9 protein-coding genes are annotated in these 11,251 nt (G+C 73.2%); 3 read left to right on the plus strand and 6 right to left on the minus strand.

The features are described from left to right. Positions 1 to 142 precede the first annotated feature (142 nt). Genes ACZ45T_RS29015 through ACZ45T_RS29040 form a run of 6 tightly spaced genes read right to left on the minus strand, consistent with a single transcriptional unit; the run spans position 143 to position 6,490 of the window. Complete coding sequence (locus ACZ45T_RS29015; protein ID WP_468446392.1) at positions 143 to 739, minus strand: Uma2 family endonuclease; 597 nt, start codon at positions 737 to 739, stop codon at positions 143 to 145. A gap of 50 nt (positions 740 to 789) precedes the next feature. Next, positions 790 to 2,100: a DUF58 domain-containing protein gene (locus ACZ45T_RS29020; RefSeq protein WP_468446394.1), complete on the minus strand. Its 1,311-nt coding sequence runs from the start codon at positions 2,098 to 2,100 to the stop codon at positions 790 to 792. Further along, complete coding sequence (locus ACZ45T_RS29025) at positions 2,100 to 3,086, minus strand: AAA family ATPase (protein ID WP_468446396.1); 987 nt, start codon at positions 3,084 to 3,086, stop codon at positions 2,100 to 2,102. Before ACZ45T_RS29025 ends, ACZ45T_RS29020 begins: the two co-directional genes overlap by 1 nt. Beyond that, complete coding sequence (locus ACZ45T_RS29030; protein ID WP_468446398.1) at positions 3,083 to 4,594, minus strand: DUF4350 domain-containing protein; 1,512 nt, start codon at positions 4,592 to 4,594, stop codon at positions 3,083 to 3,085. Before ACZ45T_RS29030 ends, ACZ45T_RS29025 begins: the two co-directional genes overlap by 4 nt. After that, on the minus strand, positions 4,591 to 5,247 hold the full coding sequence (locus ACZ45T_RS29035) for a DUF4129 domain-containing protein (protein ID WP_468446400.1): 657 nt from the start codon (positions 5,245 to 5,247) through the stop codon (positions 4,591 to 4,593). The genes ACZ45T_RS29030 and ACZ45T_RS29035 overlap by 4 nt, the downstream gene beginning before the upstream one ends. A 7-nt stretch (positions 5,248 to 5,254) precedes the next feature. Beyond that, positions 5,255 to 6,490 (minus strand): proline-rich domain-containing protein, encoded by a 1,236-nt coding sequence (locus ACZ45T_RS29040; RefSeq protein ID WP_468446402.1) that lies wholly within the window; start codon positions 6,488 to 6,490, stop codon positions 5,255 to 5,257. A gap of 234 nt (positions 6,491 to 6,724) precedes the next feature. Here ACZ45T_RS29040 and mtrA point away from each other — a divergent pair, with 234 nt between their 5' ends. From mtrA to ACZ45T_RS29055, 3 genes are all read left to right on the plus strand, one after another. After that, the gene (mtrA, locus tag ACZ45T_RS29045) at positions 6,725 to 7,414 is read left to right on the plus strand and encodes a two-component system response regulator MtrA (protein WP_189747360.1); all 690 of its coding nucleotides are present in this window, start codon (positions 6,725 to 6,727) and stop codon (positions 7,412 to 7,414) included. A 1-nt stretch (position 7,415) separates the two neighbouring features. After that, entirely contained in the window at positions 7,416 to 9,368 is a 1,953-nt protein-coding gene (gene mtrB, locus ACZ45T_RS29050) for an MtrAB system histidine kinase MtrB (protein WP_468446404.1), read from the plus strand. After that, a partial coding sequence (locus tag ACZ45T_RS29055) for an LpqB family beta-propeller domain-containing protein (RefSeq protein ID WP_468446406.1) occupies positions 9,352 to 11,251 on the plus strand: 1,900 nt, incomplete at its 3' end. The genes mtrB and ACZ45T_RS29055, both read left to right, overlap by 17 nt.

An 11,251-nucleotide genomic window follows, 5' to 3' on the forward strand; every position in this document is an offset into this window, starting at 1 on the left:
GGGGACCCTGTGGGAGAGTAGGACGCCGCCGAACAATCATTGTGGGAAAGCCCCGCACCAGCCCTTATGGGTTCGGTGCGGGGCTTTTCTGCGTTTACGGCCGGCCTGACGTCGATGCAGTTCCGCCCCGCCCCGCCCTTCCCTACCAGTCGGCGGGGTAGCTCTTGAGGCTGCTGGTGTCGAGCGTCCAGCGGCCGGCCGTGACGGTGTCCCCGAAGGCGTGGGGGACCTTTTTGCGGTAGCGGGTGCCGTCGGGTCCCTCTGAGGGGTCGCTGTGCACTGTGACGGTCTTCTTGTCCCTGCGGGGGTCCACGACGACGTACAGGGGCACTCCCATCCGCGGGTAGTCGTGCAGCTTGTCGCGGATGTCGGTGAGGGAATTCGTGCGGGAGACGACCTCCACCACCATGAGGACATCGCGGGCGTTGACGACCTTCGCCGTGTCGTCGGTGTCCTCTTCCGCGATGACCATGAGGGCGGGGACCTTGGTCAGACCGGTGAGCGGATCGCCCATGTTCGTGTCGTTGAGGGCCATGACCTCGGGTGTCTGGGCCTCGATCTGGCGGCGCAGCCGCACCACGTTCAGCCCGTGGGGAGCCGTGGGGCTCATCATCGTGAGGAAGATCTGACCATCGGTGGTCTGCACCTTCCAGTGGTCTTCCTGGTGCTCGGCCAGCTCTGCCAGCTGCTCCGCGAAGTCGTGCATGCGGCGCATCTGCTCGGGGGTGAGGTCGGCCACGGTGATCCTCCTGGTGGGTGCCCCGACCAGCGTATCCAGTCGGACACCTCCTAGAGGCGGCCGGCGGCCTTCAGGGCGAGGTAGGCGTCGGCCAGGGCCGGGGCCAGGGTGTCCGGGGTGGCGTCGACCACGTGGACGCCGTGGCGGGTGAGCTGGTCGGCCGTGCGGCGGCGCTGGGACTGGGACTGGGTGCCGGCCGCGGCTTCGTAGACCGCGTCCACACTGCCGCGAGATGTTGTCATGTCCGCGACGTGCGGATCGGCTACGGAGGCCAGCAGGACCGTGTGGCGCTGGGTGAGGCGCGGTAGTACGGGGAGCAGGCCCTCTTCGATGGGGGCCGCGTCCAGGCTGGTCAGAAGGACCACCAGGGACCGGCGCGGGGCGCTGCGGAGGATGGTGGAGACCAGGGTGCGGGCGTCCGTCTCGACCAGTTCCGGTTCGAGGGGGGCCATCGCGTTCACGAAGGCCGGGAGGACGTCCGCGGCCGCGCGGGCCTGGACCTGGGCGCGGGGGCGGCGGTCGTGGGCCAGGAGGTCCACGCGGTCGCCGGCACGGGTGGCCAGGGCGGCCAGGAGCAGGGCCGCGTCCATCGCGGAGTCCAGGCGGGGGGCGTCGCCGACGCGTCCCGCCGAGGTGCGGCCGGTGTCCAGGCAGATCAGGATGTGCCGGTCGCGTTCGGGGCGCCACGTACGGACCGCCACCTTGTTCTGGCGGGCGGTGGCACGCCAGTCGATGGAGCGGGTGTCGTCGCCGGGGACGTAGTCGCGCAGGCTGTCGAACTCGGTGCCCTCGCCGCGGGTGAGGACGCTCGTACGGCCGTCCAGTTCGCGCAGGCGGGCCAGGCGCGAGGGGAGGTGCTTGCGGCTCGTGAACGGGGGCAGGACGCGGACCGTCCAGGGGACGGTGTGGGTGCCCTGGCGGGCCAGCAGGCCGAGCGGGCCGTACGAGCGGATCGTGACGCGGTCGGCCTGGCGGTCGCCTCGGCGGGTGGGGAGCAGGCGGGTGGTGAGGCGGCGGCGTTCGCCCGCGGGGATCCGTACCTCGTGGCGTGACGCGGCCGCTTCGGTGCCCGGGAGCCAGCTGCTCGGGGGCCAGGCGTCGCGGACGCGGGCCCGCAGGGTGCGGCTGCTGGGATTGGTGACGGTGAGGTGGACGTCCGCCGGTTCGCCGAGGCGGACCGAGGTGGCTCCCGAGCGGGTGAGCCGCAGGGCGCCGACCGGCGCCGCCAGGGCGTAGTCGACCGCGCAGGCCAGTGCGAGCGGGCCGTTGACCGCGAGCATCCCCGTCCAGCTCGGCTCCAGGATGCCGACGGGGATGCTGCCGAGGGCCGCCAGCAGGGCGGCGCGTCCGGTGAGGGCCATCAGCGCGGGACGGGGACGTGGGTGAGGATCGCCGAGATGACCGAGTCCGGGGTGACGCCTTCCATTTCGGCTTCCGGGCGCAGCTGGACGCGGTGGCGCAGGGTGGGCAGGGAGAGGGCCTTGACGTCGTCGGGGGTGACGTAGTCGCGGCCGGTGAGCCAGGCCCAGGCGCGGGAGGTGGCCAGCAGGGCGGTCGCGCCGCGGGGGGAGACGCCGAGGGTGAGCGAGGGCGATTCGCGGGTGGCGCGGCAGATGTCGACGACGTACCCGGCGATCTCGGGGGAGACGGAGACCTTGGCGACGGCCTCGCGGGCGGCTTCGAGCTGGGCGGGACCGGCCACCGGGCGGATGCCCGCGGCGTGCAGGTCGCGGGGGTTGAAGCCGGCGGCGTGGCGGGTCAGGACCCCGATCTCGTCCTCGCGGGACGGGAGCGGGACGGTCAGCTTGAGGAGGAAGCGGTCCAGCTGGGCTTCCGGCAGGGGGTACGTGCCCTCGTACTCGACCGGGTTCATGGTGGCGGCGACGAGGAAGGGCTCCGGGAGCGCGCGCGGGGTGCCGTCGACCGTGACCTGGCGCTCCTCCATGGCTTCGAGGAGCGAGGACTGGGTCTTGGGCGGGGTCCGGTTGATCTCGTCCGCGAGGAGGAGGTTGGTGAAGACCGGGCCGTTCTGGAAGGAGAACTCGGCGGTGCGGGCGTCGTAGACGAGCGAGCCGGTGACATCGCTCGGCATCAGGTCCGGGGTGAACTGGACGCGCTTGGTGTCGAGTTCGAGGGAGGCGGCCAGGGCCCGTACCAGGAGGGTCTTCGCGACGCCGGGGACGCCTTCGAGGAGTACGTGGCCGCGGCACAGGAGCGCGACGACGAGACCGGTGACGGCGGAGTCCTGACCGACCACGGCCTTGCCGATCTCGGTGCGGAGCGCTTCGAGGGAAGCGCGGGCGCTGTCCGCGGTCGCAGCCGTGGACTCGGTGGCCGGGTACGTCATGACGTACGGACCTCTCTTTCGAGGGCGTCGAGGTGGTCGGCGAGCGCGACGAGTGCCGCGTCGTCGGAGGGGGTGGGGCCGAAGAGCAGGGTGGTCAGGTCGCCGGACCCGTCCGTGAGCCGGGCGGATACCGCCGCGACGAGTGCGGCGGGGTCGTGGGCCTGGGTGTGCGGTACGCCGACCAGTGCGGCCAGGCGTTCGCGGGTGGCGGCGCGCAGCACGGTGGCGGCCCGGTCGCGGGCGCCGGCCTTGCGGTAGAGGCGGGCGCGGCCCTCGGTGGCCTCGGAGGCGCGGATGGCGACGGGGAGCTTCTCGGTGACGAGGGGGCCCAGTCGGCGGGCGCGCCAGAGGGCGGCGAGGGCGGCGGCGACGAAGAGCTGGAGCAGGGCCCAGGACCAGCCGGCCGGGATGAGGTCGAAGAGGCTCTTCTCCTCGGAGGGGCCGGCGTCGGGGTCGGTGTCCGCGAGGGACGGCAGGTACCAGACGAGGTCCGGGCGGGAGCCGAGGAGTTGGAGGGCGAGGGAGGCGTTGCCCTGCTCGGCGAGGCTCTCGTTGAGGAGGATCGTCTCGGAGCCGAGGAGGACGGTGTCGCCGCCGGTTCCCGCCGGGAGGACGAGGAGGGTGGGGTGGCCGCCGCTGGGGTAGCAGGCGGTCGCTCGGGGGAGGGCGGTGGCTCCCGTGGGGGCGGTTCCTCCCGTGGAGGCGGTTCCCCCGGTGGAGGCGGTTCCCCCGGTGGGCGTGGTGGTGTAGCGGAGGCCGCCGCCGGTGGCCGCGCGGCCGGCGGAGGTGGCGGCGGGCAGGGTGCAGGCCGGGTCGAGTTCGTCGGTGGCGGCGTCGCCGTTCGTGCGGACCCCGGGGGACAGGTCGGGGAGGCTGTGGCCGCTGGGGGCGAGGAGGACGGTGCGGCCGCCGGAGAGGTCGATGGCCGAGCGGATGACGCTGCGCTGGGTGGCGCCGAGCCGGTCGGGGTCGGTGACCAGGAGGGTGGTGCGGGGGCCGGCGGCGTCGGCGGCTTCCCGGGCGGTGGTGACGACGCGGGTGGTGACGCCGCGGGCCTTGAGGAGCTCGGCGACGGCGCGGCTGCCGGAGGGGTCGGCGGAGCGGGGGTCGAGGTAGCCGTGGCGGGTGCCGGAGTCGAGGGCGGCCAGGAGGATCGCGCCTGCGGCGAGGATGCCGAGGGCGGTGAGGGCGCGGCGGATTCGGCGTGCGCGGGCGTGGCCGGTGGGGGTGTTGCCCTCCTGGGCCGGGTCGGGGGTGAGGCCGGTTCCGGCGGGGCCGGGCGCGCGCCGGGGCGTCTCCTCGGGCGCCGAACGTGGCGAGGGGTCGGAGAGTGCGGCGGTGTTGTGTTCGGCGCCCTGCGGGGACGCCCCGGCACGCACCCGTCCCCGCCGAAACCGGCCGGCGGCGGTCGCGTGCGGCAGGCCCGACAGGTTCCCGGTCGGGTTGGAATCGGCCGGTGTGGGGCCGTGTGGGGATCGCTCCGGCGTGGGCCCGTCGTGCGGCGTCATGCGGTGGGTCCCGTCAGGAGCGGCTTGGCGCGGTCCAGGGTGAGGTCGAGGGTGCGCAGGCGGGCGTACGTGTCGGCGTCGGCGGTGCGGCCGCCGTAGGTGACGTCGTCGAAGGCGCGGGCGGCGGCGCGGAGGTCCGCGGCGTGGTCGGGGAGGGAGACGGCTGCTTCCGCGGCGGCCTCGTCGGCGGTGCGGCCCGGGCGCGGGTCCAGGAGGGTGCGTTCCTCCAGGGAGCGGACGACGGCGCGCATGCGTTCCTGGACGGCTTCGGTCCAGCGTCCGGCGGCGGCGTGGGCGTCGGCGGCGGTGCGGTGGTCGGCGGCGCTGCGGATGCCCTCGTCGAAGAGGGCGGAGGCGGAGGTGGCGGTCCTGCGGGGGGAGCCGAGGCGCCACCAGAGGGCGGCGATGGCCAGGACGATCAGCAGGAGGATCACTACGAGGCCGACGGTGCCTCCGGGGGTTGCCCCGGAGGCGGCGCCGAAGGCGTCGTCGAGCCAGTCGAAGAACTTGCGCAGGGCGCGGTTCAGCAGGCTCGGGTCGTTCTCGTGGTACATCGGCTTGGACAGTTCGCGCTCGGCCGCCTCCCGGGCGGGGTCGCGCGGTGTCGTCACCGGTGGCGTGGCGTGGGTGATGAGGCCCCCCGTGCTCATCATCGGTGTGTCAGCCTCCGGTCGTGCCGTAGTTTTCGAGGCCGGCTGCCCGGGCGAGCTCCAGGTCGAGGCCCTCGCGGCGGATGCGCTGGTCGACGTAGAGGAGGACGGTGACGCCGGCCTGCATCGGCATGACGATGGTCTGCGCGATGATCAGGCCGATGGCGCCGGTGATCAGCACGCCCCAGGCGGTCGCGCCGGTGCCGTCCAGGATGGAGTCGAATCCGCCGCCGAAGGCGAGGGCGCCGCCGAACTGGAACGGGAAGACGATCACTCCTGCGACGAATCCGGTGATCACGGCGGTCAGGACCGTGATGCCGAAGATGCGCCACCAGGCGCCCTTGACCAGCTTCGAGGAGCGGGCGAAGGCCTGGAGGACGGTGCTCTTCTCCAGCATCAGGGCGGGCGAGGCCAGGCTGAACTTGATCCCCAGCCAGACGATGAGCGGCAGCCAGACGAAGAGGCCGAGGACGGCCAGGGGGATGTTGTCGGCGAGGAGCCCGGGAGCGATCAGCACGGCGCCGAGCAGGAGGGCGCCGAGGGCCGTCAGCAGGGTCACGCCGATCAGGCGCAGCAGCTGGGGCCGGGCGTCGCGCCAGGCGTCGGAGACCGAGGAGTCCCGGCCGAGCACCGCCCGGCTGAAGATCATCGTGAGCAGCGCGGTGACGAAGATCGTCCCGAGGAGCTGGATGAACTGGATCACCACCGACACCGAGAGGGTGGTGCCGAGGTCGTTGAGCAGCTCGTCGAGGCTGGCGTCCTCGGGTGAGGCGAGGGCCAGGTCGCTCAGCATGTACTTCTGTACGAGCACGCTGATCACCTGGACGACCGTGGCGACGACCAGGGTGATGGGCAGGACCGAGCGCCAGTGGGAGCGCATGGTGGCGACCGCGCCGTCGAGGATCTCGCCGAGGTCCATGGGGCGCAGCGGGATCACACCGGGCTTGGCGGCCGGGGGCTTGCCCCACTGGGCGGGCCCGTACGGGCTGCCGTGCTGGGGCCCGTACGGGCTGCCGGGCTGCTGTTCCCAGCCGGTGCCCGGCTGGGGCTGAGGCTGGGGCTGCGTCTTCGGGGGCTCGGGGGCCGCGGAGCCCGGGCTGGACCACTGGCCGGGCGGTGGCTGCTCGGCGGACCACTTCGGGTCGCCGGCGGGCTGCGGGGGCTGTGGAGCGCCGCCGTCGGTTCCCGGCCGCTCGCCGTCGGACGGAGAGGATCCGGGCGTAGCCCAGCCCGGAGAGTCGTTCATCGTCGCTCCTTCACGTGCGCCTGCTGCGGCGGGGGCGCTGGTCGCTGCCATCGTGCCACGTGAGGTCCCCGAATGGACCAGCAGTCCCCTGGGATGCCCGGGAGCCCGTACCTTCAATTGTCACCCGGATCCGGGGGAGACTGGTCGAGCTGATCACCACGCAGGTCCGAGGGGCGATTTCCAGCCCTTTTGGCTGTGGGACAGCTCACCGCCAGGTAACGATTAGCTAATGGGATGATGTCAACCATGAAGGGACGCGTCCTTGTCGTCGACGACGACACCGCGCTGGCCGAGATGCTCGGCATTGTGCTGCGTGGAGAAGGTTTTGAGCCGTCGTTCGTAGCGGACGGTGACAAGGCACTTGCTGCCTTCCGGGAGGCGAAGCCGGACCTCGTGCTGCTCGACCTCATGCTGCCCGGACGGGACGGCATAGAGGTGTGCAGGCTGATCCGGGCCGAGTCCGGCGTGCCGATCGTCATGCTCACCGCCAAGAGCGACACGGTGGACGTCGTCGTGGGCCTGGAGTCCGGGGCCGACGACTACATCGTCAAGCCGTTCAAGCCGAAGGAGCTGGTGGCCCGCATCCGGGCCCGTCTGCGCCGGTCGGAGGAGCCCGCCCCCGAGCAGCTGGCCATCGGTGACCTCGTCATCGACGTGGCCGGGCACTCGGTCAAGCGGGACGGTGCCTCGATCGCCCTGACCCCGCTCGAGTTCGACCTGCTGGTCGCGCTCGCGCGCAAGCCCTGGCAGGTGTTCACCCGTGAGGTGCTGCTGGAGCAGGTCTGGGGCTACCGGCACGCGGCGGACACCCGCCTGGTCAACGTGCATGTGCAGCGCCTGCGCTCCAAGGTGGAGAAGGACCCGGAGCGCCCCGAGATCGTCGTGACGGTGCGCGGTGTCGGCTACAAGGCCGGACCCAGCTGACGTGCAGTCCGGCACGTCCGGCAGGAGCCGGAGCGGTTCCCGCTGGGGGCGTTCGCGGTTCGGCCGGCTGCTCCAGGACGGGGCGCCCGGCGGCGCCGTGCTGCGGCTGTGCGTACGTCTCGTACGCCGGCCGCTGCTTCCGGCTGTCCGGCTGTGGCGGCGCAACATCCAGCTGCGGGTGGTGGCCGCCACCCTGCTGATATCGCTGGCCGTGGTGCTCGCCCTGGGCTTCGTCGTCATCGCGCAGGTCAGCAGGGGCCTCCTCGAAGCCAAGGAGGAGGCCGCGCAGAGCCAGGCCGCGGGCGGCTTCGCGGTCGCGCAGGAGAAGGCCAACACGCCCGCGACGGTGGACGGGCCCGACGCCAGCGACAACAAGGTCGGCCGGGACGCCAGTACCTGGATGAACTCGCTGGTCAAGCAGCTCGCCAGTGGCGGCCAGACCGCCTTCGAGGTCGTCGCGCTCGGCGCGGGGACCGGTGAGCAGGCGCTGCCCAGCACGCAGGGCGTCAAGGGCGCCCGCGCCTCCGGCAACGTGGACCCGACGGCGAGCGTCCCGCTGGCGCTGCGCCGGGCGGTCGACCATGCCACCGGGGCCTTCAAGACGTTCTCGGAGATCCGGTACACGAGCGGCGCCGAGCAGAAGGAACCCGAGCCGGCGCTGGTCGTGGGCAAGCGGCTCACCGACATCAACGGGGACCCGTACGACCTGTACTACCTCTTCCCGCTGACCCAGGAGGAGGAGTCCCTCACCCTGGTCAAGAGCACCATCGCCACCGCGGGCCTGTTCGTCGTGGTCCTGCTGAGCGGCATCGCCTGGCTCGTCGTGCGCCAGGTGGTCACCCCGGTCCGGATGGCCGCCGGGATCGCCGAGCGCTTGTCGGCCGGGCGGCTCCAGGAGCGGATGAAGGTCACCGGCGAGGACGACATCGCCCGCCTGGGTGAGGCTTTCAACAAGATGGCGCAGAACCTCCAGCTCAAGATCCAGCAGCTGGAGGAGCTGTCCCGGATGCAGCGCCGCTTCGTCTCGGACGTCTCGCACGAGCTGCGGACCCCGCTGACGACGGTACGGATGGCCGCCGACGTCATCCACGACGCCCGGGTCGACTTCGACCCGATCACCGCGCGCTCCGCCGAACTGCTCGCCGGGCAGCTCGACCGGTTCGAGTCGCTCCTCGCCGACCTGCTGGAGATCAGCCGCTTCGATGCGGGGGCCGCGGCCCTGGAGGCCGAGCCCATCGACCTGCGCGACGTCGTGCGCCGCGTCATCGACGGGGCGGAGCCGCTCGCGGAGCACAAGGGCACGCGGATCCGGGTCCTCGGCGACACCCAGCCCGTCATCGCCGAGGCCGACTCGCGGCGCGTCGAGCGGGTGCTGCGCAACCTCGTCGTCAACGCCGTGGAGCACGGCGAGGGCCGCGATGTGGTGGTTCGGCTCGCGTCCGCGGGCGGGGCCGTCGCCGTGGCCGTACGGGACTACGGGGTCGGGCTGAAGCCCGGCGAGGCCACCCGCGTCTTCAACCGCTTCTGGCGGGCCGACCCGGCGCGGGCGCGCACCACGGGCGGGACCGGCCTGGGCCTGTCCATCGCCGTCGAGGACGCCCGGCTGCACGGCGGCTGGCTCCAGGCCTGGGGCGAGCCCGGCGGCGGCTCGCAGTTCCGCCTGACCCTGCCGCGCACGGCCGACGAGCCGCTGCGGGGCTCGCCCATCCCGCTGGAGCCCGAGGACTCCCGGGCCAACCGGGCCAGGGCCGCCGCCGATGCCGCGGGCCGTGCGGCGGACCGCCCGTCCGCCGAGCCCGGTGACCGATCGCCGATACCGCCGCGGTCGCCGGTCGCCGGGGCGCTGCCCGTGCCCGCCGACCCGACCGCCCTGCCGGGGAACGGGGCCCGGGTCGTGGCCCGGCCGGCCGAGCAGCCACAACAGGAGGACCGAGCCGATGCCGATGGACGCTGAGCCCGTGAGCGGGCGGGCGGGGGGCGCGCGGCCGGGAGGCGTGCGGGCACGGGGCCGGCGGCTGCGCACCGTACGGGCGTACGCCTTCGGGGCGGCCGGGCTGCTGCTGGCCGGCTGCGCCTCCATGCCCGACCACGGCGAGATCCGCCCGCTGCAGGCCTCGCAGGGCGTCGACTCCCAGGTCCGGGTGTTCGGCGTACCGCCCGCCGACCGGGCCAGCGCGGCCGAGATCGTCGACGGCTTCCTGGAGGCGATGACCAGCGACGACCCGCAGCTGGAGACCGCCCGCAAGTACCTCACCGAGGACGCGGCGAAGAGCTGGAAGCCCGGCTCCGCCGTCACCGTCCTCTCGGCCGGCCTCGACCGGGCCCCGGTCCGCGGCGAGAAGGACCCCGACCGGCCCCGCTGGAAGGTGACCGGCAAGAAGCTCGCGACCGTGGACGAGCGCAGCGCGTACCAGCCGGAGACCAGCGGCGGGCAGTACGAGGAGTTCCTCCAGCTCGTCCAGAACGACGACAAGCAGTGGCGGATCTCGACGCCGCCCACCGGTCTCGTGCTCAGCGAGTCGGACTTCCAGCGCATCTACATGCCGGTCAACAAGTACTACTTCGCGGGCGGCACGCTCGTCGCCGACCCCGTCTACGTGCGCCAGCGCACCGACCCGGACTCGCGGATGGACCCGACCACGCAGACCGTGCAGTCGCTGCTCGCCGGGCCGTCCAGGTGGCTCGGGCCCGTCGTCGAGTCCAGCTTCCCCACCGGGACGGAACTGCGCGAGGGCACCAAGTCCCTTTCGTACGACGGGCAGAACACGCTGCGCGTGCCGCTCAACGACAAGGCCGACAACGTCGCGCAGCCGCAGTGCAAGAAGATGGCGACCCAACTCCTCTACACGGTAAAGGATCTGACGGGCTCTCGTCTCGACCAGGTCGAACTGCTGCGCTCCGACGGCAAGTCGTCCTCGCTGTGCTCGGTGACCGAGGTGAGCGCGTCCGAGATCGCGGGCCGCCCCAAGATCCCCGACTTCCAGTACTTCGTCGACAACGAGAAGCGGCTGGTCCGGATGAAGCTGGACGCCCGCAGCGAGGACCAGCAGAGCCGGACCGAGCCGGTGCCGGGGCCGCTGGCCGCCAGTGCCGCGTTCAAGGTCGGCTCGGCGGCCGTGACCTACGACGAGCGGCGCGCGGCCGTGGTCTCCGACGACGGGCACGGGCTGTACGTCGTGTCGCTGGTGGGCGGCGGGGCCATGCCGCAGCCGGTGTTCGTCGGCAAGGGCGTCAAGGAGGCGGACACGCTGACCCCGCCCAGCTGGGACGCGGCGGGCGACCTGTGGATAGCCGACCGCGATCCGCAGCGCCTCGGGCTGTGGCGGGTGCCGGCCGGGGCCGGGACCCCCGAGAAGGTGCAGGTGGCCGGGCTGGACGGCGGGCGGATCATCTCGCTGAAGGCGTCCCCCGACGGGGTGCGGATCGCGCTGCTCGTGGAGCGGGGCAGCCGCACGAACCTGTACGTGGGGCGGATCGAACGGCCCGACGGCAAGGGGGACTCCTCGGCGGTGTCGGTGCGCGAGCTGCGCCCGGCGGCCCCGCAGATGGCGGACGTGACGGCCATGAGCTGGGCGCCGCGCGGCCGGCTGCTCGTGGTGGGCCGGGAGAGCGGCGGGGTCCAGCAGGCCCGCTACATGCTGGCGGACGGCTCGATGGTCGCGGCGAGCCTGCCCGGGGCCGCCGGGCTGAGCGCGGTCGCGGTGGCGGCTTCGGAGGACGAGGCGAAGCCGAAGCCGGTGGTCGCGTACTCGAAGGAGGACGGGATCGTGTGGCTTCCGCCGGGGGCGCAGTGGCGCACGGTGGCGGCGGGCGGCCGGGCTCCGGTGTACCCGGGCG

The sequence above is a fragment of the Streptomyces sp. NPDC030995 genome (genome assembly GCF_055571215.1).